The organism is Pseudomonas sp. NFACC32-1 (assembly GCF_900101215.1).
In the GTDB taxonomy this organism is placed as follows: domain Bacteria; phylum Pseudomonadota; class Gammaproteobacteria; order Pseudomonadales; family Pseudomonadaceae; genus Aquipseudomonas.
Genome location: NZ_FMUL01000002.1, coordinates 112,916 through 134,680, shown reverse-complemented (window position 1 = coordinate 134,680; position 21,765 = coordinate 112,916). Strand labels below are relative to the sequence as shown.

The window sequence follows — 21,765 nt, the reverse complement described above, 5'->3', positions numbered from 1 at the left end:
GGAGAACACATGATGGATAGCCCGCCCTCGCGCTTCTATTCAATTGCACCCTTGACCCGCGTTCAGATGCCTTGCGCTGTGTCGCCAAGGCGCAGCCGTCGCCGCGTCGTCAACCAGCGTGCCCGCCTATAGCGCCCGGTTTCGTCCCCGTTCCACACCGCTGACTGTCGCTCGACTCCCCCGAGGAGAGTGGCCAGGCGCTCGTGCGCCCGAATGAAATGACAGGCAACCGCAGAGTTGCCCTTCTGCCTGAGAGGACTTTGACATGACACGGATCTCGACCCCCATCAGCGAAATCAAGGAGCATTACGACGTTATCGTCATCGGTTCCGGCTACGGCGGCGGCATTGCCGCGTCGCGCCTGTCCCGGGCCGGGCGCAAGGTGTGCCTGCTGGAGCGGGGCCGGGAAATACAGCCCGGCGAATATCCCAACACCATGCTCGCGGCCACGCAGGAGCTGCAGGTCCATGACCCGGACGGTCACATCGGCTCGCGTACCGGGCTGTTCGACCTGCACGTCAATGCACAGCAGAACGTCGTGGTCGGTTGCGGCCTGGGCGGCACGTCGCTGATCAATGCCAACGTCTCGCTGGAACCGGAGCCTGGCGTCTTCGAGGATCCGCGCTGGCCCCAGGCGGTGCGTGAACACCGCGACACACTGCTCAAGGATGGCTATGCACGGGCTCGCGAAATGCTCAAGCCCAACGCCTACCCGGCATCGGAGCCGAACCTGCCCAAGCTCGACGCTCACGGCAAATCTGCCGATTACCTCAAGCAAGGGGCCCATTTCTACAAGCCTCCGATCAACGTGACATTCGACAAACTGCCCAACAACCTCAACCACGTGGGCGTCGAACAGCTTCCATGCAACGGCTGTGGCGATTGCGTCTCCGGTTGTAACAACAAGGCCAAGAACACCACCCTGATGAATTACCTGCCGGACGCCTGGAACCATGGCGCGGAGATTTTCTGCCAGGCCGAGGTGCGACACCTGGAGCGCGACGGCAACGGCTGGATCGTGCATTTCCAGTACCTGGACAGTGGCCGCGAATTGTTTAGCGCACCGACTCTGTTCGTGCGCGCCGACATCGTGGTGGTGTCCGCCGGCACCCTGGGCACCACCGAGATCATGCTGCGTTCCCGGGACAAGGGCTTGTCGATGTCCAATCAGTTGGGCGAGAACATGAGCGGCAACGGCGACATCCTCGGGTTCGGCCACAACTGTGACCAGGCCATCAACGGCATCGGCTTCGGCGCCCACTCGGCCAAGGAGTTGGATCCGGTGGGGCCGTGCATCACCTCGATCATCGACATGCGCACCGAGGGCGACTGGCGCAGCCGCATGGTCATCGAGGAAGGCTCGATCCCTGGCGCCCTCGGCCGGCCCATGGTGCCGAGCATGGCAGCGTTTGCCGGGATGATCGGCGTGCCTACCGACACAGGCTTGGGGGCCGATCTCAAATACAAGGGGCGTGAAGCCGAGAGCTTCCTGCGCGGTCCCTATTACGGCGCGCTGCATAACATGCAGACCTACCTGATCATGAGTCACGACAATGGCAAGGGCCGCATGCTGCTCGACAGCAAGGATCAGTTGCGCATCGACTGGCCCGGTGTCGGCGAGCAGGAAAACGTCACCCTGGGCAACGAGCGCCTGCACCAGTGCACCAAGGCACTGGGCGGGATCTGGGTCGAAAACCCGATCTGGACCAAGCTGCTCAAGCACAGCATTGTCTCGGTCCACCCCTTGGGCGGTTGCGTCATGGGCGAAGATGCCACCCAGGGCGTGGTCAACCACAAGGGCCAGGTGTTCAGTGGCACCAGCGGCACGGATGTCCACCCGGGCCTGTATGTGGCCGATGGCGCGGTGATCCCGACGTCCCTGGCGGTCAACCCGTTGCTGACCATCTCGGCGGTGAGCGAGCGCAACATGGGGTTGCTGGCGGCCGATCATGGCTGGCAGATCGATTACACCCTGCCTTCGGCTCCGCGCAAACCGGTGGCGGCACCGACCCTCGGGGTACAGTTCACCGAAACCATGAAGGGCTACTTTTCCACGGCGTTCACCCAGCCCCAGGGCACGGACCTGACGCTCTACGAAGCGGCGGCCAAGCGCGGCAAGGCGGACAACTCGCCCATCGAGTTCACCCTGACCATCACCGCCGACGATTTAAACCGTCTGATCAAGGAGCCGGAGCACGCCGCGACATTGGTGGGCACCCTGGACGCGCCGCTGCTTTCGCCCCAGCCGCTGGTAGCCAGCAACGGGGTGTTCAACCTGTTCGAGCAATACCAGGAACAGGTGGGCGTGCGCCACATGAACTACGACATGAAGCTGACCGCCGAGGACGGCAGCGATTATTACTTCAGCGCCTTCAAGACCGTACCCGAGGACAACGGGGTGTTGAACATCTGGCATGACACCAGCACGCTCTACGTCACGCTCTACCGCGGGCCGGACAAGACCGGCGCGGTGATCGGCTCGGGAGTGATGCACATCCAGCCGGCCGATTTCGCCAAGCAGATGACCACCATGAAGGTGCTCAATGCCCGCAACGAGCGCGAACGTGTCGAGGCTCTTGCGCGGTTCGGCAAGTTCTTCGCCGGTATCCTGTGGGAAAGCTATGGCGGGGTGTTCGCCGGCGACATCTACTTCAACCCGGACGCGCCGCCGCGCACCAAGCGCCCGCTGGACGCGCCGGCGCCGACAGTGCATTTCTTCCAGACCGAAGACAGCGTCGAGCTGCGCCTGACCCGCTACCAGGCGGGCAGCAAGGGCCCTGTGATGCTGGTTCATGGCCTGGGCGTGGGCTCGAATATCTTCTCCACCGACACCATCCACACCAATTTGCTGGAGTACCTGTGCAAGCACGGGTACGACGTCTGGCTGCTGGACCTGCGGGTAAGCATCCTGCTGCCCGCCAGCAAGCGGGAATGGAACGGTGACCAAGTGGCCCAGTACGACTTCAAGGCCGCCATCGAACAGATCCAGCAGGCGACCCTGGCTCGGGACGTGCAGTGCGTGGTGCATTGCTACGGCGCGACGACCTTCTTCATGTCGATGCTGGCCGGCTTGCAGGGGGTGCGCTCGGTGGTCTGTTCGCAGATCGCCGCCGATACGGTGGTCGCCACGGCCACCGGCCTGAAGGCTGGCCTGCATCTGCCTGGCATGCTCGACGCCATCGGCATCAAGTCTCTCACCGCCTACGCCGATACCAAGGAGAACTGGTTCAACAGGCTCTACGACAAGGCGCTCAACGGCTATGCCCGGATCGAGGCCCAGGGCTACTGCACCAACCCGGTCTGCCACCGCATCACGTTCATGTATGCGTCGCTGTATCGCCACGACACCCTCAACGAAACCCTGCACGACAACCTGCATGAATTGTTCGGCGAGTCGAACATGCACACCTTCGAGCACCTGGCGCTGATCGTGCGCAAGGGGCACCTGGTGGACTTCAAGGGCAACGACGTCTACATGCCGCATTTCGACCGGCTGAAGCTGCCGATCTGCTTCATCAGCGGTGCCGACAACCAGTGCTACCTGCCACAGAGCACCCTCAAGACCTACCAGCGGTTGTGCGAGATGCACGATCCGCAGCTGTTCAGCCGTCATGAGGTGCCGGGCTACGGTCATATCGACTGCATCTTCGGCAAGGACGCGGTGGTGGATGTGTATCCGATCATTCTTGAGCACCTGGAGAAGACCGCCCTCGGCTGACGCAAGGCCCAGTCGTCTGCATCGCCAGCAAGCTCGCTCCCACAGGGGGCCATGTGCCGCTGATTTTGTGCACGCCACACATTCAGTGTGGGAGCGAGCTTGCTCGCGATAGCGATCGCTAGAGCGCTGCATATCGTGAGTCAAGAATAAGGAAATGGATGCCATGAACAGTTACATCCGCTGGTTCCAACGCATCATCTGGGTGGGGATCGTCATGAACATGGTGTTCGCGATTCCGGCGCTGTTCGCGCCGGCGTTGCTGACGTCCATGCTTGGCTTGCCGCCCGTGCTGTCCGATCCATGGCTGGAGAACACCGGCATGCTGCTGGTGGGGATCAGCCTGTTCTATATGCCCTCGGGGTTCAATGCGCCGCGTTTCGTGGTTCATTCGTGGCTGTGCGTGCTGTCGCGGTTGGTGGCGGTGGTGTTCTGGATCTACCTGATCAACACCAATGACCAGGGGCCATTGTTCGTCCCCATGCTGATGGGCGACCTGAGCATGTTCCTCGTGCTGGGCATCCTGCTGTACCTGGGCAGCCCGGTCGCCAATCGGCCCATGGCCCTGCTCTGCGCCGGCTGGCGAGACTGGCGCGCGGGCTGGGCGCGGCGCTGGCAAAGCCATGGCTTCAAGGTCGGTGCGCTGGTGGTGGTGCTGGTGCTGGGTTTCGTCGGTTACCAGACCTGGTACCAGATGATCCGGGAGGTGCCGCAGCCGGACTTCGCCTCCGACGAAGACCACTACAAATATGCCGCCATCGGCCTGGGGATCGAGGCGCGGATTCCCTACTATCTGTTTGCCGTGCTGCCTCAGATGTGTCCGGAGAAAATGCCCAGGCCCGGTGGCTACGAGGTGTTCGGCTTTCTCTATGAAAACGGCAACGACCTGCCCATCGGCATGGCCAAGCGGCAGTTGGGGTATCCCACCGTGGAACCGAACTGCGCCCTGTGCCACACCGGCTCTTACCGGGCCAATGCCACGGATGTCGCGGTTCCGGTCGCCACTGCGCCGGCCAATACCCTGCAACTGCAAGCCTTCCAATGGTTCGCCTACGATTGCGCCAGCGATCCGAAATTCACCGCGGATGCGGTGATGGCGGCGATCAATGGCAAGTTCCAACTGGGTTTTTTCGAAAAGCTGTACAACCGCTACCTGATCATTCCGATGGCCAAGAGTGCGCTGCTCAAACAGAAGCAGGCCTACGCCTGGCAGAAACTGCGCCCGGCCCAGGGGCCGGGCCGGACCGACACTTTCAACCCGACCAAAATGGTGGTGTTCGGCTTCCCGGATGACTCAACCATTGGCACCGTGGACCTGCCGCAGGTCTGGAACCAGAAGCCTCGCGAGTCGCTTTACCTGCACTGGGACGGCAATAACAACAATATCCATGAGCGCAATTACGCCGCGGCCATGGCCGTGGGCGCGACGCCGCAATCGGTACTGCCGCCGAGCTTCAACCGGGTGACCAATTGGCTGCTGGGGCACAAGGCGCCCGCCTGGCCGTTCGCCCTGGACCAGGCGAAAGTCGCCCAAGGCAAGCCGATATGGGAGCAGAACTGCGCCGGTTGCCACGACTTCGGCCGCACCGACACGGGCCAGGTCACCACCAACATCGACCAGTTGGGCACCGATCCTCATCGCCTGAACTCCTTCACCACCGGCCTGGTGGCGGCGTTCCACGGCTTCAAGAAGCCGCCGTTCGACTTCGGCGCCTACCGCAAGACCCAGAGCTACAGCAACACACCCACCGATGGCGTCTGGCTGCGAGCGCCATACCTGCACAACGGTTCGGTGCCGACCCTGTGGGACTTGCTGCAGCCGCCGGAACAGCGTCCGCAAGTGTTCTACACCGGCTCGGACATCTATGACCAGGAGAAAGTGGGCTTCATCACCAGCGGTGAGCAGATGAAGGCAACGGCGGACTTCAAGTACGACACCCGCCTGGAGGGCAACCACAACGGTGGCCACTTGTATGGCACGCAACTGTCGGACGCCGACAAGCGGGCCTTGATCGAATTCATGAAAACCCTGTGATCCAGGGCACTGCGAAGGAGCGTTCACATGTCATTACTGCATCATTGGGAACATGAGTTCGACAAGGTCAAGGTCCGCCTGCACGGGTTGGTCACGCGACTGGAAATGTCCTGGAAAAAACTCGTCAACGACCTGGAACCCGAGGAGTTCCAGGCCATCGTCAAGCTCTTGCAACGCGGCCACGACCAGGCACGGCATGTCATCGAGCATGGTGATCTGGCGGATGACGAGCCTGCCGTGCCGTGGGAGCTGGCCCACGGCCTGTCGATCCTGAAGCTTGGCAATGCCACGCCGTTGCCGCAAAGCGAGGATGAATTGCCGACCCGGGTCCTCAAGGACGGCACGTTGCTGGGCTGCCGTAAATGGGAGCTGCTGGATCTGCTGTGGAGCGAGGCGTTGCTCAAGTGGATCGAAAACCTGCGCCACCATGCGACCTTCGCCACCAACCCGGCGCTGGTGAAAATGGACCGCGACGTGGTGCTGGCCATCGCCGGCGACTGGGGGACCGGTCCCTTCGACAGCCATGCGCCGGCGGTGGCCGTCGCCAACCAGATGCAGCTGGCCCAGGCCGATTTCACCATCCATCTTGGGGATGTCTATTACGCCGGCACCCATTCCCAGGAAGACGTCGACATGGCCGGCTGGCCCCAGGGCAAGCATGGCGCCTTCACCCTCAATTCCAACCACGAGATGTACAGCGGCGCCCACGGTTATTTCAAGGAACTGGCCAAGCGGTTCCCGGTGCAACAGGGCACCAGCTACTTTGCCTTGTACAACGACGACTGGCTGGTGGTCGGCCTGGACACCGCCTACGCTTCCGACGCCATGAACCTGTACATGGATGGCACCCTCAACACCCAGCAGATCGACTGGATGAAAAGCCTGCCCAAGCGCAAGAAACTGATGGTGCTCAGCCATCATCAGGGTTTCGATATCAGCGGGCATCATCAGACCGCGCTTTACCAACCGGTCTGCGACGCCCTTGGGCGCGAGCCCGACTATTGGTATTGGGGGCATCTGCACAACGGCATCTGCTACGCGCCTCAGGGCGGATTGCATGCGCGCTGCGCCGGGCACGGAGCGATTCCCTACGGCACTACCAGCGAACTGAACGGGCATGCCCGGGTGCTGTGGTCGGAGACGGAGCTTGCGGGCGATCCGGCGTATCCGGAGCGGGTGTTGAACGGGTACGTGAAGGTGCGGCTGGTGGGGGAGGAGATCGAAGAGACGTTTTATGGGGAGGATGGGTCGGTGCGGTGGTCTTCGAAGTAATCAGGTGAATGTCGGGCCGCTATCGCGAGCAAGCTCGCTCCCACAGGTTGTGTGAACAACACAGAACCCCTGTGGAGCGAACTTGCTCGCGATGCTCCTGACTCAACCCTGGACCGGAACGCCCTTGAGGTACGGCGCAGGCTCGGCCCCCAGGTTGTTGAGCATACGCTCGCTGTACCAGTCCACGAAGTTCACCACGCCGAACTCATAGGTCTTGGAGTACGGGCCTGGCTGGTAGGCGGTGGAGTTGATGCCGCGCTGGTTCTCTTCGGCCAGGCGACGGTCCTGGTCGTTGGTGGCGTCCCAGACCTGGCGCATGCGCTCCACGTCGTAATCCACGCCTTCGACCGCGTCCTTGTGCACCAGCCACTTGGTGGTGACCATGGTTTCCTGGGCGCTGATGGGCCACACGGTGAACACGATCATGTGGTCGCCCATGCAGTGGTTCCAGGAGTGCGGCAGGTGCAGGATGCGCATCGAGCCCAGGTCCGGGTTCTTGATGCGACCCATCAGCTTGGCGCAGCCTTGCTTGCCGTCCATGGTCATCGACACGGTGCCCTTGAGCAGCGGCATGCGCACGATACGGTTGCGCAGGCCGAAGCTCTTGTGAGCGTAAGGAATCTTCTCGGCTTCCCAGGCCGCGGCGGAATCGGCCACATGGTCCTTGAACGCCTGGTCGGCCCGTGGGTCGGTGACGTCGTCCCATTCCAGCAGGGTCTTGAGCAGTTCAGGATGCGAACCGCCGCAGTGGTAGCACTCGCGGTTGTTTTCCAGTACCAGTTTCCAGTTGGCTTTTTCCATCAAGGTGGTTTGCACCGCCACCTTGGTGTTTTCCATGTCGTAGGGTTCCATGTAGTGGTTCAGGGTCGACAGGAAGTCATCGATGGCCGGTGGGTTCTCCGCCAGGCTGATGAAGATATAGCCGCCGGCGGTCTTCACGTTCACTGGCTTGAGGCCGTACTGCTTCATGTCGAAGTCGGCGCCCATTTCGGTGCCGGCGAACAGCAGGCGGCCGTCGAGCTCGTAGGTCCACTGGTGGTAATGGCAGACCAGTTTGGCGACCTTGCCCTTGTCGCTGGTGCACAGGCGTGAGCCACGGTGGCGGCAGACGTTATGGAAGGCGTGGACTACACCGTCGGCGCCACGAATCACGATGATCGGGTTCTTGCCTACCTGCAGGGTCAGGTAGTTGCCCTTGGTCGGGATCTCGCAGGTCATGCCGGCGATCAACCATTCCTTCTGGAAGATCTCCTGCATGTCGATGTCGAACAGGCGCTCGTCGCAATAGAACGGCTGCGGCAGCGAGAACGTGCGCTCGCGTTCCTGCAGCATCTTCGCGGTAGCCTTGCGTGCGGGTTCCAGCGGATCGCCCAGGCTCAGGGTTGTGGTCACGTCCATCGTTTTATCCTCATGGCCATCTGTGTGGCCGGCGAAATATGGCTAATCGGTTGTGCTACGCAAGGCAGAAAACGTTGTTTGTCTGTTGGGGCGAGTGTGGGGCCGCGCAGGGCCGGAACCTTATCCATGGGCGACATGGCCCAATCTGTTCCCGACGCGCAAGCCCCGGTGGTTGGGGGCTGGTCGCGATAAGTACGTGGATGTCGCGAATAGGTAAACGACGCTTTCGGCGCCTGCGCACAATCGCCACCATGAAGGCCGGCAGTCGGCCGTGGAGATCAGTATGTCCAATAATTTCCTGAACCCGGTCACCACCCAGACCTGGGCCAATGGCCGACATATCGTGCGTTGCGTCAAAGTCATCCAGGAAACCTGGGATGTACGCACCTTCTGCTTCATGGCCGACCAGCCGATCATGTTCTTCTTCAAGCCGGGACAGTTTGTGACCCTGGAGCTGGAGATCGAAGGCCAGCAGGTCATGCGTTCCTACACCATCTCCAGCTCGCCGTCGGTGCCCTACAGCTTTTCGGTGACCATCAAGCGTGTGCCGGGAGGCAAGGTTTCCAACTGGCTGCACGACACCTTGCACGAAGGCCAGGAGCTGGCGGTACACGGGCCGGTGGGACTGTTCAATGCCATCGATTTCTCTGCCCCGAAGGTGCTCTACCTCAGCGGCGGCGTCGGCATTACGCCAGTGATGTCCATGGCGCGCTGGTACTACGACACCAACGGCAACGTCGACATGGTGTTCATCCACAGCGCCCGTTCGCCCAAGGACATCATCTATCACCGCGAGCTGGAGCACATGGCGTCGCGGATCGACAACTTCAGCCTGCACCTGATCTGCGAGAAACACGGTCTGGGCGAGCCGTGGGCGGGTTATCGCGGTTACCTGAACCACAAGATGCTGGAACTGATGGCGCCTGACTTCCTGGAGCGCGAAGTGTTCTGCTGCGGCCCGACGCCGTACATGAACGCGGTCAAGCGTCTGCTGGAAGCCGCTGGTTTCGATATGAAGCGCTACCACGAGGAGTCCTTCGGCGCCACGCCACCGGAAGCCCGTGCCGACGCGGTGGAGCAGGCCGAGCAGGCTGCCGAGGCGCCGGAGGTCGATGCGGCGGACCTGCACCTGGTGGAGTTCACTTCCTCGGGCAAGAGCATTCGCGTGGCACCGGGCGAAACTGTCCATGCCGCCGCCGCGAAACTTGGCATGATGATTCCCAAGGCCTGTGGCATGGGCATCTGCGGCACTTGCAAGGTGTTGAAGCTGGGCGGCGAAGTGGAGATGGACCACAACGGCGGCATCACCGAGGACGACGAGGCCGAAGGTTACATCCTGTCGTGCTGCAGCGTGCCGAAGGGGGATGTGCGGATCGAGTTCTGACGGGCACGAAGATCCCGTGGCGAAGGGATAAATCCCCTCGCCACAGTTCACCATGTCCCCGGCCGAGCAGTGGTCGGGAACGGCCTTGAGTGTGTCTTTCCTTAGCCGGCCATCACTTCCCGAATATCCGCCGCCAATTCCCGCACTCGCGCCTCTTCGGTATCCCAGGAGCACATGAAGCGTGCGCCGCCCTTGCCGATGAAGGTGTAGAAGCGCCAGCCGCGGGCGGTGAGGGCGGCGATGGCAGGTTCCGAGAGTTGCAGGAAGACGCCGTTGGCCTGGACCGGGAACATCAGTTCCACGCCGGGAATGTCGCTCACCAGCTGTGCCAGCAATTGCGCGCAGCGGTTGGCGTGGCGAGCGTGCTTGAGCCAGGCGTCGTCCTGCAGCAGGCCGACCCAGGGGGCGGACAGGAAGCGCATCTTCGAGGCCAGTTGCCCGGCCTGTTTGCAGCGGTAATCGAAGTCTTCGGCCAGGTCGTGATTGAAAAACAGGATTGCTTCGCCCACCGCCATACCGTTTTTCGTGCCGCCGAAGCACAACACGTCCACGCCCGCTTTCCAGGTCAGGTCCGCTGGCGAGCAGCCGAGGAAGGCGCAGGCATTGGAAAAGCGAGCGCCGTCCATGTGCAGGTTCAGCCCCAGCTCCTTGCAGGTGATGCTGATGGCGCGGATTTCCTCCGGTGTATAGACGCTGCCGACTTCCGTAGCCTGGGTCAGGGTCACGACCCGCGGCTTGGGGTAGTGGATGTCCTGGCGCTTGAGGGCGATCTCGCGAATCGAGTCGGGGGTCAGCTTGCCGTTTTCGGTGCGCGCCAGCAGCAGCTTGGATCCGTTGGAAAAGAACTCCGGCGCACCGCATTCGTCGGTTTCGACGTGGGCGGTTTCCGAACAGATCACGCTGTGGTAACTCTGGCACAGCGAGGACAGTGCCAGGGAATTGGCCGCGGTACCGTTGAATGCGAAGAACACTTCGCAGTCGGTTTCGAACAGAGAGCGGAAATCATCCGCCGCGCGATGGGTCCACTCATCGTCGCCGTAGGCGCGCTGGTGACCCTGGTTGGCTTCTTCCATGGCGGCCCAGGCTTCGGGGCAAATGCCGGAATAGTTGTCGCTGGCGAACTGTTGACTCTTGTCGGTCATGGCCTTGCTCCTGAAATAGAGAGTCCTGGATAAAGAGATCCCTGGCAGGACTCCCGGGTGAGGGGGTCCGGTGGTTCGGCGTGCTTTGGTGCGCAGCGCCGTGGTCGATCATGGTGCGCACTTTACCCAAGAATGATGGGGGAACACACCGGATGTTTCGGTCTGGAAATCACAATGCGGCCGTGGCGTGGCGCGGATGAGTCGGCGTGATACGGCGCTGGATCTGCTCAAGTGGCTGGCACTGTTGGCGATGGTGCTCGATCATCTGCGATATGTCGGTTACTCCGCCGATTGGCTCTACGTGCCCGGGCGCCTGGCTTTTCCCTGGTTCTGCCTGGCGATGGCGGCGAACCTGGCGCGCAGGGGTGCCAGCGCTGCTCCATGGCGGTACCTGGGCTGGCTGCTGCTATTCAGTGCCGTCAGCGAAATCCCCTACCGCTTGTTCATTCCTGATCCCGCCACCCTGAATGTGATGCCAACCCTGGTGCTGGGATTGTTGGTGGCGCGCTGTTGGCAAACGCCGAGCCTGGAGGCGCGAGGCCTGGCAGTGATGGCGCTGCTGTTGGCGGCGCTGTTTTCGTCGCAGTTGATGTTCGGTTTCTTTGGTGTGCTGCTGCCGCTGGCAATGTTGCTGGTATTCAAGCGTCCCTTGTACATGGCGTTGTTGCCGGGGCTGGTATGTCTGGCGGCCAACCAATGGCGGGTGCTGTATGGCGCGGCGTGGCTGGGGGATGCGGTGGCCATCTGGGGGCTGGTGGCTTGCCTGATCGCGCCATGGCTTGGACAGGTACTTTTGCGACATGCCGGTCGTTTTCATCCGCCGGCGATGCGGCGTTGGGCCTATGGTCTGTATCCCGCGCATTTCCTGGTTTTGCTCGCGGTTCGCCACCTGTCGGCCTGAACAGAACCCTGCGGCCAGGGATTTATCTGTGGCGAGGGGATATATCCCCTCGCCACAAGGATCCTGTCTCCAGTCCAAACAGGACCGTGTCTGTTCCTATGTCGTAAACGCACCTTTGCGTGGCGTCCATAGGCATTTGACCTGCCTGCGCCAGCCATACCATCGCATCCAAAGGGCACTGTCGAACGGACGGTGCCTCACCAAGACAACAAGGCGCACCACCGCCGCTGGGAGAGACGCGATGTTCAGCAAGCAAGACCAGATCCAGGGTTACGACGATGCACTGCTGGCGGCGATGAATGCCGAGGAGCAACGCCAGGAAGATCACATCGAACTGATCGCGTCGGAGAACTACACCAGCAAGCGTGTGATGCAGGCCCAGGGCAGTGGCCTGACCAACAAGTACGCCGAAGGCTATCCGGGCAAGCGCTACTACGGTGGCTGCGAGCATGTCGACAAGGTCGAGGCCCTGGCCATCGAACGCGCCAAGCAACTGTTCGGCGCCGATTACGCCAACGTCCAGCCGCACTCCGGCTCGTCGGCCAACAGCGCCGTCTACCTGGCCCTGCTGCAGGCTGGCGACACCATCCTGGGTATGAGCCTGGCCCATGGCGGTCACCTGACCCACGGCGCCAAGGTGTCGTCCTCGGGCAAGCTCTACAACGCAGTGCAGTACGGCATCGACACCACCACCGGCCTGATCGACTACGACGAAGTCGAGCGCCTGGCGGTCGAGCACAAGCCGAAAATGATCGTCGCCGGTTTCTCGGCCTACTCCAAGACCCTGGACTTCCCGCGTTTCCGTCAGATCGCCGACAAGGTCGGTGCCCTGTTGTTCGTCGACATGGCCCACGTCGCCGGCCTGGTGGCCGCCGGTCTGTACCCCAATCCGCTGCCTTATGCCGACGTGGTCACGACCACCACCCACAAGACCCTGCGTGGTCCGCGTGGCGGCCTGATCCTGGCCAAGGCCAACGAAGAGATCGAGAAGAAGCTCAACGCCGCGGTGTTCCCGGGCGCCCAGGGCGGCCCGCTGATGCATGTGATCGCCGGCAAGGCGGTGTGCTTCAAGGAAGCGCTGGAGCCAGGCTTCAAGGCTTACCAGCAGCAAGTGATCGAGAACGCCCAGGCCATGGCTGGCGTGTTCATCAAGCGCGGCTACGATGTAGTGTCCGGTGGTACCGATAACCACCTGTTCCTGGTCAGCCTGATCCGCCAGGGCCTGACCGGCAAGGATGCCGATGCCGCCCTGGGCCGTGCCCATATCACCGTCAACAAGAATGCCGTGCCGAACGACCCGCAGTCGCCCTTCGTGACCTCGGGCCTGCGCATCGGCACCCCGGCGGTGACCACGCGCGGCTTCAAGGTCTCCCAATGCGTGACGCTGGCCGGCTGGATCTGCGACATCCTCGATAACCTCGGCGATGCCGATGTCGAGGCCAACGTGGCCCAGCAAGTGGCGGCGCTGTGCGCGGACTTCCCGGTTTATCGCTGAGTCGGTTTTGGAGTAATGACTATGCAACGCTATTCGGGCTTCGGCCTCTTCAAACACTCTCTCAGCCATCACGAGAACTGGCAGCGGATGTGGCGCACGCCGACGCCGAAAAAGGTCTACGACGTGGTCATCGTCGGCGGTGGCGGGCATGGTCTGGCGACGGCTTACTACCTGGCCAAGGAGCACGGCATCACCAACGTGGCCGTGGTCGAGAAGGGCTGGCTGGGCGGCGGTAACACCGCGCGCAACACCACCATCGTGCGTTCCAATTACCTGTGGGACGAGTCGGCCCACCTGTACGAGCATGCCATGAAGCTCTGGGAAGGCCTGTCCCAGGACCTGAACTACAACGTGATGTTCTCCCAGCGTGGCGTGTACAACCTGTGCCACACCCTGCAGGACATCCGCGATTCCGAGCGCCGTGTCAGCGCCAACCGCCTCAACGGCGTGGACGGCGAATTGCTCAATGCCAAGCAGGTGGCCGAGGAGATCCCGTACCTGGACTGCTCGAAGAACACCCGCTACCCGGTCATGGGCGCGACTGTCCAGCGTCGCGGCGGCGTGGCCCGTCACGATGCCGTGGCCTGGGGCTTTGCCCGGGCCGCCGATGCCTTGGGCGTGGACCTGATCCAGCAGACCGAAGTGATCGGCTTCCGCAAGGAAAACGGTGTGTGCATCGGTGTGGAAACCAACAAGGGCTTCATCGGCGCCAAGCGCGTCGGCGTGGTGACCGCAGGTAACTCGGGGCACATGGCCAAGCTGGCCGGCTTCCGCCTGCCGGTCGAGTCCCATCCGCTGCAAGCACTGGTGTCAGAACCGATCAAGCCGATCATCGACAGCGTGATCATGTCCAACGCCGTACACGGCTACATCAGCCAGTCCGACAAGGGCGACCTGGTGATCGGTGCCGGTATCGACGGCTGGGTCGGCTACGGCCAGCGCGGCTCGTACCCGGTGATCGAGCACACCATCCAGGCCATCGTCGAGATGTTCCCGGTGCTCTCGCGGGTGCGCATGAACCGTCAGTGGGGCGGCATCGTCGATACCACGCCGGACGCGTGCCCGATCATCTCCAAGACGCCAGTGCCGAACATGTTCTTCAACTGCGGTTGGGGCACCGGCGGCTTCAAGGCCACCCCGGGCTCGGGCAACGTATTCGCTGCCAGCCTGGCCAAGGGTGAGATGCACCCGCTGGCCGCGCCGTTTTCCATCGACCGTTTCCACAACGGTGCATTGATCGACGAACACGGCGCTGCTGCCGTCGCCCACTAACAGGAGAAATCCCACATGTTGCACATCTTCTGTCCTCACTGCGGCGAACTGCGCTCCGAAGAGGAATTCCACTCGTCCGGCCAGGCACACATCCCGCGTCCCCTGGACCCGAACAGCTGCACCGACGAGGAGTGGGGCGACTACATGTTCTTCCGCGACAACCCTCGCGGCCTGCATCACGAGTTGTGGATCCATGCCGCCGGTTGCCGCCAGTACTTCAACGCGACCCGCGACACCGTGACCTACGAGATTCTCGAAACCTACAAGATCGGCCAAAAGCCGCAATTCACCGATAAGGCTGACAGTCCGAAAGCGGCCGCACAGGCTCTGGGAGAGAAGGTATGAGCCAGATCAATCGCCTGTCCAACGGCGGACGGATCGACCGCAACAAAGTGCTGAGCTTCACCTTCAACGGCCAGACCTACAAGGGCTTCGAAGGCGACACCCTGGCGGCCGCGCTGCTGGCCAATGGTGTCGACATCATCGGCCGCAGCTTCAAGTACTCCCGCCCGCGCGGCATCTTCGCCGCCGGTGCCGAAGAGCCGAACGCGGTGCTGCAGATCGGTGCCACCGAAGCCACGCAGATCCCCAACGTGCGCGCCACGCAACAGGCGCTGTACCAGGGCCTGGTCGCCACCAGCACCAATGGCTGGCCGAGCGTGAACAACGACATGATGGGAATTCTCGGCAAGGTCGGCGGCAAGCTGATGCCGCCGGGCTTCTACTACAAGACCTTCATGTATCCACAGTCGTTCTGGATGACCTACGAGAAGTACATCCGCAAGGCCGCAGGCCTGGGTCGCTCGCCGACCGAGAACGACCCGGACACATACGACTACATGAACCGTCATTGTGACGTGCTGGTGGTCGGTGCCGGCCCCGCTGGCCTGGCTGCCGCATTGGCCGCCGGCCGCAGCGGCGCGCGGGTGATCCTGGCCGATGAGCAGGAAGAGTTCGGCGGCAGCCTGCTCGACTCCCGTGAAAGCCTGGACGGCAAGCCGGCGGCCGAGTGGGTCGCAGCAGCCGTGGCTGAACTGCGCTCGATGCCGGAGGTGGTGCTGCTGCCTCGTGCCACCGTCAACGGCTATCACGACCACAACTTCCTGACCATCCATGAGCGCCTCACCGATCACCTCGGTGACCGCGCACCGATCGGCCAGGTGCGCCAACGCATCAACCGGGTCCGCGCCAAGCGCGTCGTGCTGGCGACCGGTACCTGCGAGCGTCCGTTGGTCTACGGCAACAACGACGTACCGGGCAACATGCTGGCCGGTGCGGTCTCCACCTATGTACGTCGCTATGGCGTGGCGCCAGGCAAGAAGCTGGTGCTGACCACCAACAACGACCATGCCTATCGAGTGGCCCTGGACTGGTTCGACGCCAGCCTGCAAGTGGTGGCCATCGCCGATGCCCGCAGCAATCCTCGTGGTGCGCTGGTGGAAGAGGCGCGCGCCAAAGGCATTCGCATTCTCACCGGCAGTGCCGTGATCGAGGTCCGCGGCAGCAAGCGCGTGACCGCGGCGCGTATCGCCGCGATCGATGTCCGCGCCCACAAGGTCACCAGCCCCGGCGAATGGCTGGACTGCGACCTGGTGGCCAGCTCCGGCGGCTACAGCCCGGTGGTCCACCTGGCATCGCACCTGGGCGGCAAGCCGATCTGGCGTGAAGACATCCTCGGTTTCGTACCGGGCGAAGCACCACAGAAGCGCGTCTGCGTGGGCGGCGTGAATGGTGTCTACAGCCTTGGCGATGCCCTGGCCGATGGCTTCGAAGGTGGCGTGCGCGCGGCCAGCGAGGCCGGCTTCCAAGCGGTGGAGGGCGTTCTGCCCAAAGCCCTGAGCCGCCATGAAGAGCCGACCCTGGCGTTGTTCCAGGTGCCTCATGAAAAATCCACCGCACGGGCGCCGAAGCAGTTCGTCGACCTGCAGAACGACGTCACCGCCGCCGCCATCGAGCTCGCCACCCGCGAAGGCTTCGAGTCGGTGGAACACGTCAAGCGCTACACCGCACTGGGCTTCGGCACCGACCAGGGCAAGCTGGGCAACGTCAACGGCCTGGCCATCGCGGCCCGTTCGCTGAACGTGAGCATCCCGCAGATGGGCACTACGATGTTCCGTCCGAACTACACGCCGGTGACATTCGGCGCAGTGGCTGGCCGGCATTGCGGGCACATCTTCGAGCCGGTGCGTTTCACTGCGCTGCATGCCTGGCACGTGAAGAACGGCGCCGAGTTCGAAGACGTCGGCCAGTGGAAACGCCCTTGGTATTTCCCGAAGAACGGCGAGGACATGCATGCCGCGGTCAAGCGCGAATGCAAGGCCGTGCGCGACAGCGTGGGCCTGCTGGACGCCTCGACCCTGGGCAAGATCGACATCCAGGGCCCGGATGCACGCGAGTTTCTCAACCGCATCTATACCAACGCCTGGACCAAGCTGGACGTGGGCAAGGCTCGTTATGGCCTGATGTGCAAGGAAGACGGCATGGTGTTCGACGACGGCGTGACAGCCTGTCTGGCGGACAACCACTTCCTGATGACCACCACCACTGGCGGCGCTGCGCGCGTGCTGCAATGGCTGGAGATCTATCAGCAGACCGAATGGCCGGACCTCAAGGTGTATTTCACTTCCGTCACCGACCACTGGGCGACCATGACCCTGTCGGGACCCAACAGCCGCAAGCTGCTGAGCGAAGTCACCGACATCGACCTGGACAAGGACGGCTTCCCGTTCATGACCTGGAAAGAAGGCCTGGTGGGTGGCGTGCCGGCGCGGGTGTTCCGTATCTCGTTCACCGGTGAACTGTCCTATGAGATCAACGTGCAGGCCGACTACGCCATGGGCGTGCTCGAGCAGATCGTCGAAGCGGGCAAGAAGTACAACCTGACCCCGTACGGCACCGAAACGATGCACGTGCTGCGGGCCGAGAAGGGCTTCATTATCGTTGGCCAGGACACCGATGGCTCGATGACTCCGGACGACCTGAACATGGGCTGGTGCGTGGGCCGCACCAAACCGTTCTCGTGGATCGGCTGGCGGGGCATGAACCGGGAGGACTGCGTGCGCGAGGACCGCAAGCAACTGGTGGGCCTCAAGCCGATCGATCCGAATGTCTGGCTGCCGGAAGGCGCGCAGCTGGTGTTCAACCCCAAGCAGGCGATCCCGATGTCGATGGTCGGCCACGTGACCTCCAGCTATGCGCATAACTCCCTGGGTTATTCGTTTGCCATGGGTGTGGTCAAGGGCGGTCTCAAGCGCATGGGCGAGCGGGTGTTCGCACCGCTGGCCGATGGCCGCGTGATCGAGGCAGAGATCGTTTCTTCGGTGTTCTTCGATCCGAAGGGGGATCGGCAGAATATCTAGTGGCTTGAGGTCCTGTGGGAGACCGGCGATGCCGCATCGGCATCATCGTGAGCAAGCTCGCTCCCACAGTTGATCGCGTAGCCCTTGTGGGAGCGAGCTTGCTCGCGATGACGGCCTGACAGCCACCATAACCATAAGGGTCTGACCCAACAGCATTCAGACAGGTGCTCCATATGACCGCAGTCAACGTGTACCAACAACGCCCCACCACCGGGGCCAAGGCCGAGTCGTCGCTGCACCATGCCGACCTCGCCAGCCTGGTGGGCAAGGGTCGCAAGAACGCCGGTGTGACCGTGCGCGAGAAAAAACTCCTGGGTCACCTGACCATCCGTGGCGATGGCCACGATCCGGCATTCGCCGCTGGCGTGCACAAGGCCCTGGGCCTGGAACTGCCCGGGGCGCTGACCGTCATCGTCAAGGGTGAAACCAGCCTGCAATGGCTCGGCCCTGACGAATGGCTACTGGTCGTGCCCACTGGCGAAGAGTTCGCCGCCGAGCAGAAACTGCGTGAAGCCCTGGGTGAGCTGCACATCCAGATCGTCAATGTCAGCGGCGGCCAGCAGATCCTCGAGCTGTCCGGCCCGAACGTGCGCGACGTGCTGATGAAATCCACCAGCTATGACGTGCATCCGAGCAACTTCCCGGTGGGCAAGGCCGTAGGCACCGTGTTCGCCAAGTCGCAACTGGTGATCCGCCACACCGCCGAAGACACCTGGGAACTGGTGATTCGTCGCAGCTTCTCCGATTACTGGTGGCTGTGGCTGCAGGATGCATCGGCCGAATATGGGTTGAGTGTGCAGGCCTGAGACATCACAGGCTAAAGCCCCTCGCCGCAGGGTTCTGCACTGGGCGGGGGCCTACCCACAACAACAGGAGTCACCGCAATGAGCCGTGCCCCGGATACATGGATTCTCACCGCCGACTGCCCCAGCGTGCTCGGCACGGTGGACGCGGTGACCCGCTTTCTGTTCGAGCAGGGCTGCTACGTCACCGAGCACCACTCCTTCGACGACCGGCTCTCGGCGCGTTTCTTCATTCGCGTGGAGTTCCGCCAGCCTGACGGGTTCGACGAACAGAGCTTCCGTGCCGGACTGGCCGAGCGGGCGCAAGCCTTCGGCATGGTCTTCGAGCTGACGCCACCCAATTACCGACCCAAAGTGGTGATCATGGTCTCCAAGGCCGATCACTGCCTCAACGACTTGCTCTATCGCCAGCGCATCGGCCAGTTATCCATGGATGTGGTGGCCGTGGTGTCCAATCATCCGGACCTCAAGCCGCTGGCCGACTGGCACCAGATTCCCTACTACCATTTCCCCCTGGACCCGAACGACAAGCCGGCCCAGGAGCGCCAGGTATGGCAGGTGATCGAAGACACCGGTGCCGAGCTGGTGATTCTCGCCCGCTACATGCAGGTGCTGTCTCCGGAGTTGTGCCGCAAGCTCGATGGCAAGGCGATCAACATCCACCACTCCCTGCTGCCGGGCTTCAAGGGTGCCAAGCCGTACCACCAGGCCTACAACAAAGGCGTGAAACTGGTGGGCGCCACGGCGCACTACATCAACAACGACCTGGACGAAGGCCCGATCATCGCCCAGGGCGTGGAAGTGGTGGACCACAGCCACTATCCCGAGGACCTGATCGCCAAGGGCCGGGACATCGAAGGGCTCACCCTGGCCCGGGCAGTGGGGTATCACATTGAAAGGCGAGTATTTCTGAACGCCAATCGTACGGTCGTCCTGTAGCGCCTCTGGTCGAGCAGGCTCGACGACAACAAAGAGATCCAATAGGGGAGCGAGCCTGATCACGATGAGGCCCTCCCAAAGAAGACAGAAACAAGACACAAGCATTAACCCGAGCAATCAACGCGCTGCCTGCCTGGGCGACGCAGTTTCATAAAAACAACAGCGAGGTGAAAGCATGTCCGGTAATCGTGGTGTCGTGTATCTCGGCCAAGGCAAGGTCGAAGTACAGAAAATCGACTATCCAAAAATGCAGGACCCGCGTGGCAGGAAGATCGAGCACGGCGTCATCCTGCGCGTGGTATCCACCAACATCTGCGGCTCCGACCAGCACATGGTTCGCGGCCGCACCACTGCCCAGACCGGCCTGGTCTTGGGGCATGAAATCACCGGTGAAGTGATCGAGAAGGGCAGCGACGTCGAGAACCTGAAGATCGGCGATCTGGTTTCGGTGCCATTCAACGTGGCTTGCGGGCGCTGCCGTTCCTGCAAGGAGCAACACACCGGCGTCTGCCTGACCGTCAACCCGGCCCGTGCCGGCGGTGCCTACGGTTACGTCGACATGGGCGACTGGACCGGTGGCCAGGCTGAGTACGTGTTGGTGCCCTACGCCGACTTCAACCTGTTGAAGCTGCCGAACCGCGACAAGGCCATGGAGAAGATCCGTGACCTGACCTGCCTGTCCGACATCCTGCCTACCGGCTACCACGGCGCTGTCACCGCCGGTGTCGGCCCAGGGAGCACTGTGTACATCGCGGGCGCCGGTCCGGTGGGCCTGGCGGCAGCGGCTTCTGCGCGCCTGCTGGGTGCGGCGGTCGTCATCGTCGGTGACGTCAACCCGGTTCGCCTGGCGCATGCCAAGGCGCAGGGCTTCGAAATCGCCGACCTGTCCAAGGACACGCCACTGCACGAGCAGATCGCCGACCTGCTGGGCGAGCCGGAAGTCGACTGTGCCGTCGATGCCGTGGGCTTCGAAGCCCGTGGTCATGGCCATGAAGGCGTCAAGCACGAGGCCCCGGCCACCGTGCTCAACTCCCTGATGCAGGTGACCCGCGTTGCCGGCAAGATCGGTATTCCAGGCCTGTACGTGACCGAAGATCCGGGCGCGGTCGATGCCGCCGCCAAGATCGGTGCCCTGAGCATCCGCTTCGGCCTGGGTTGGGCCAAGTCCCACAGCTTCCACACCGGCCAGACCCCGGTCATGAAGTACAACCGTCAACTGATGCAAGCCATCATGTGGGATCGCATCAACATCGCGGAAATCGTCGGCGTACAGGTCATCAGCCTGGACGACGCGCCAAAAGGCTACGGCGAGTTCGATGCCGGTGTGCCGAAGAAATTCGTGATCGATCCGCACAAGCTGTTCAGCGCCGCATAAGGCGAAAAAAAGGGCGACAGAGATGTCGCCCTTTTCTTTGGACTCTGCGGTCACTGATACCCATTGAGTGGATGGGCTGTTGCTGCGTCGCGAAGTTTATTCCAGTGTCACTCTCGCGGCCTGGACGCCCTTGCTTCCCTGTTCAACTTCAAAAGAGACGGTCTGTCGTTCCTTCAAGGTCTTGTAGCCCTCCCCATCGATGGCTGAAAAGTGCACGAACAGTTCCTTGCCGCTGTCGCCACAGGTAATGAAGCCGTAGCCCTTTGCATCGTTAAACCATTTGACGGTTCCTTTGAGTCGATCGCTCATGTCTTTCGTCCTGCCTGCCCGAGTGGATAAAGACTGGGGGCCCATAGTCTTGTTTTGTTGACGCATTGGGAGCTTAGGATCGGGGCCGGTCGTTGCCTACTGTCAGAGTTGACAGCGGATAATACCGAGAGGGAATAAGAATGCGCCTGGGTAAGGTTCCAGAGAGATCGCCTCTTCAGCAGGATTGCTATCAAAGGTGAGGCTGTATTCAGTGCCGGATCACCGTGACTGTGAAGCCGCTCGCAGAAACCGCGGTAGAACGCCTGGGCATTCATGCTTCGACATTCGCTGTAGGGTCCATGCCGGGGCGTCGCTGTTCAATGCAGCGCTGCAAGATGCTCTGGCACAGAGGAAGCCAGGTCACCC

General features: G+C 62.3%; 15 protein-coding genes. 12 read left to right on the top strand and 3 right to left on the bottom strand.

Annotated features, from left to right (window positions below; all coding sequences use genetic code 11):
* Positions 1-265: 265 nt before the first annotated feature.
* The 3 genes from BLP99_RS04450 to BLP99_RS04440 all read left to right on the top strand — a co-directional run bounded on the left by BLP99_RS04450 (position 266) and on the right by BLP99_RS04440 (position 7,022).
* The gene (locus BLP99_RS04450) at positions 266-3,718 is read left to right on the top strand and encodes an alpha/beta fold hydrolase (protein ID WP_092179832.1); all 3,453 of its coding nucleotides are present in this window, start codon (positions 266-268) and stop codon (positions 3,716-3,718) included.
* A 163-nt stretch (positions 3,719-3,881) separates the two neighbouring features.
* A complete protein-coding gene (locus tag BLP99_RS04445; protein ID WP_072390862.1) occupies positions 3,882-5,750 on the top strand; it encodes a c-type cytochrome in 1,869 nt (622 codons plus the stop codon).
* A 27-nt stretch (positions 5,751-5,777) separates the two neighbouring features.
* Positions 5,778-7,022, top strand: coding sequence for a metallophosphoesterase (locus BLP99_RS04440; protein WP_072389931.1), 1,245 nt, complete (start codon positions 5,778-5,780; stop codon positions 7,020-7,022).
* 102 nt (positions 7,023-7,124) lie between these two features.
* Here BLP99_RS04440 and gbcA read toward each other — a convergent pair whose 3' ends face one another.
* Positions 7,125-8,420 (bottom strand): glycine-betaine demethylase subunit GbcA, encoded by a 1,296-nt coding sequence (gbcA, locus tag BLP99_RS04435; RefSeq protein WP_072389928.1) that lies wholly within the window; start codon positions 8,418-8,420, stop codon positions 7,125-7,127.
* Positions 8,421-8,703: 283 nt separating this feature from the next.
* On the opposite strand from gbcA, the gene gbcB reads away from it, so the two are divergent.
* The gene (gene gbcB, locus BLP99_RS04425; RefSeq protein ID WP_072430865.1) at positions 8,704-9,804 is read left to right on the top strand and encodes a glycine-betaine demethylase subunit GbcB; all 1,101 of its coding nucleotides are present in this window, start codon (positions 8,704-8,706) and stop codon (positions 9,802-9,804) included.
* A gap of 101 nt (positions 9,805-9,905) precedes the next feature.
* On the opposite strand, the gene BLP99_RS04420 is transcribed toward gbcB, so the two are convergent.
* Complete coding sequence (locus tag BLP99_RS04420) at positions 9,906-10,946, bottom strand: threonine aldolase family protein (protein WP_072430864.1); 1,041 nt, start codon at positions 10,944-10,946, stop codon at positions 9,906-9,908.
* A 196-nt stretch (positions 10,947-11,142) separates the two neighbouring features.
* On the opposite strand from BLP99_RS04420, the gene BLP99_RS04415 reads away from it, so the two are divergent.
* The 8 genes from BLP99_RS04415 (at position 11,143) to fdhA (ending at position 21,090) form a co-directional block, all read left to right on the top strand.
* On the top strand, positions 11,143-11,847 hold the full coding sequence (locus BLP99_RS04415; RefSeq protein ID WP_072389910.1) for a TraX family protein: 705 nt from the start codon (positions 11,143-11,145) through the stop codon (positions 11,845-11,847).
* Positions 11,848-12,088: 241 nt separating this feature from the next.
* Positions 12,089-13,342, top strand: a complete 1,254-nt coding sequence (glyA, locus tag BLP99_RS04410) for a serine hydroxymethyltransferase (RefSeq protein WP_072389907.1) — start codon at positions 12,089-12,091, stop codon at positions 13,340-13,342.
* A gap of 21 nt (positions 13,343-13,363) precedes the next feature.
* Positions 13,364-14,614 carry a sarcosine oxidase subunit beta family protein gene (locus BLP99_RS04405; RefSeq protein WP_072389904.1) on the top strand — a complete coding sequence of 417 codons (1,251 nt, stop codon included), beginning with the start codon at positions 13,364-13,366 and terminating at the stop codon, positions 14,612-14,614.
* A gap of 15 nt (positions 14,615-14,629) precedes the next feature.
* Complete coding sequence (locus BLP99_RS04400) at positions 14,630-14,959, top strand: sarcosine oxidase subunit delta (RefSeq protein ID WP_024779445.1); 330 nt, start codon at positions 14,630-14,632, stop codon at positions 14,957-14,959.
* Entirely contained in the window at positions 14,956-17,973 is a 3,018-nt protein-coding gene (locus BLP99_RS04395) for a sarcosine oxidase subunit alpha (RefSeq protein WP_072389901.1), read from the top strand. The genes BLP99_RS04400 and BLP99_RS04395 overlap by 4 nt, the downstream gene beginning before the upstream one ends.
* A 173-nt stretch (positions 17,974-18,146) precedes the next feature.
* The gene (locus tag BLP99_RS04390; RefSeq protein ID WP_092179830.1) at positions 18,147-18,779 is read left to right on the top strand and encodes a sarcosine oxidase subunit gamma; all 633 of its coding nucleotides are present in this window, start codon (positions 18,147-18,149) and stop codon (positions 18,777-18,779) included.
* Between the two features lie 78 nt (positions 18,780-18,857).
* Entirely contained in the window at positions 18,858-19,715 is an 858-nt protein-coding gene (gene purU, locus BLP99_RS04385) for a formyltetrahydrofolate deformylase (RefSeq protein WP_072389895.1), read from the top strand.
* 175 nt (positions 19,716-19,890) lie between these two features.
* Positions 19,891-21,090, top strand: coding sequence for a formaldehyde dehydrogenase, glutathione-independent (gene fdhA, locus BLP99_RS04380; RefSeq protein ID WP_072389892.1), 1,200 nt, complete (start codon positions 19,891-19,893; stop codon positions 21,088-21,090).
* Positions 21,091-21,186: 96 nt separating this feature from the next.
* Here fdhA and BLP99_RS04375 read toward each other — a convergent pair whose 3' ends face one another.
* Positions 21,187-21,399 (bottom strand): cold-shock protein, encoded by a 213-nt coding sequence (locus tag BLP99_RS04375; protein ID WP_072389889.1) that lies wholly within the window; start codon positions 21,397-21,399, stop codon positions 21,187-21,189.
* Positions 21,400-21,765 lie beyond the last annotated feature (366 nt).

Excerpts from the sequence above, each read along its gene's own strand:
- BLP99_RS04450 (WP_092179832.1), top strand. The coding sequence starts at position 266 with ATGACACGGATCTCGACCCCCATCAGCGAAATCAAGGAGCATTACGAC.
- BLP99_RS04445 (WP_072390862.1), top strand. The coding sequence starts at position 3,882 with ATGAACAGTTACATCCGCTGGTTCCAACGCATCATCTGGGTGGGGATC.
- BLP99_RS04440 (WP_072389931.1), top strand. The coding sequence starts at position 5,778 with ATGTCATTACTGCATCATTGGGAACATGAGTTCGACAAGGTCAAGGTC.
- gbcA (WP_072389928.1), bottom strand. The coding sequence starts at position 8,420 with ATGGACGTGACCACAACCCTGAGCCTGGGCGATCCGCTGGAACCCGCA.
- gbcB (WP_072430865.1), top strand. The coding sequence starts at position 8,704 with ATGTCCAATAATTTCCTGAACCCGGTCACCACCCAGACCTGGGCCAAT.
- BLP99_RS04420 (WP_072430864.1), bottom strand. The coding sequence starts at position 10,946 with ATGACCGACAAGAGTCAACAGTTCGCCAGCGACAACTATTCCGGCATT.
- BLP99_RS04415 (WP_072389910.1), top strand. The coding sequence starts at position 11,143 with ATGAGTCGGCGTGATACGGCGCTGGATCTGCTCAAGTGGCTGGCACTG.
- glyA (WP_072389907.1), top strand. The coding sequence starts at position 12,089 with ATGTTCAGCAAGCAAGACCAGATCCAGGGTTACGACGATGCACTGCTG.
- BLP99_RS04405 (WP_072389904.1), top strand. The coding sequence starts at position 13,364 with ATGCAACGCTATTCGGGCTTCGGCCTCTTCAAACACTCTCTCAGCCAT.
- BLP99_RS04400 (WP_024779445.1), top strand. The coding sequence starts at position 14,630 with ATGTTGCACATCTTCTGTCCTCACTGCGGCGAACTGCGCTCCGAAGAG.
- BLP99_RS04395 (WP_072389901.1), top strand. The coding sequence starts at position 14,956 with ATGAGCCAGATCAATCGCCTGTCCAACGGCGGACGGATCGACCGCAAC.
- BLP99_RS04390 (WP_092179830.1), top strand. The coding sequence starts at position 18,147 with ATGACCGCAGTCAACGTGTACCAACAACGCCCCACCACCGGGGCCAAG.
- purU (WP_072389895.1), top strand. The coding sequence starts at position 18,858 with ATGAGCCGTGCCCCGGATACATGGATTCTCACCGCCGACTGCCCCAGC.
- fdhA (WP_072389892.1), top strand. The coding sequence starts at position 19,891 with ATGTCCGGTAATCGTGGTGTCGTGTATCTCGGCCAAGGCAAGGTCGAA.
- BLP99_RS04375 (WP_072389889.1), bottom strand. The coding sequence starts at position 21,399 with ATGAGCGATCGACTCAAAGGAACCGTCAAATGGTTTAACGATGCAAAG.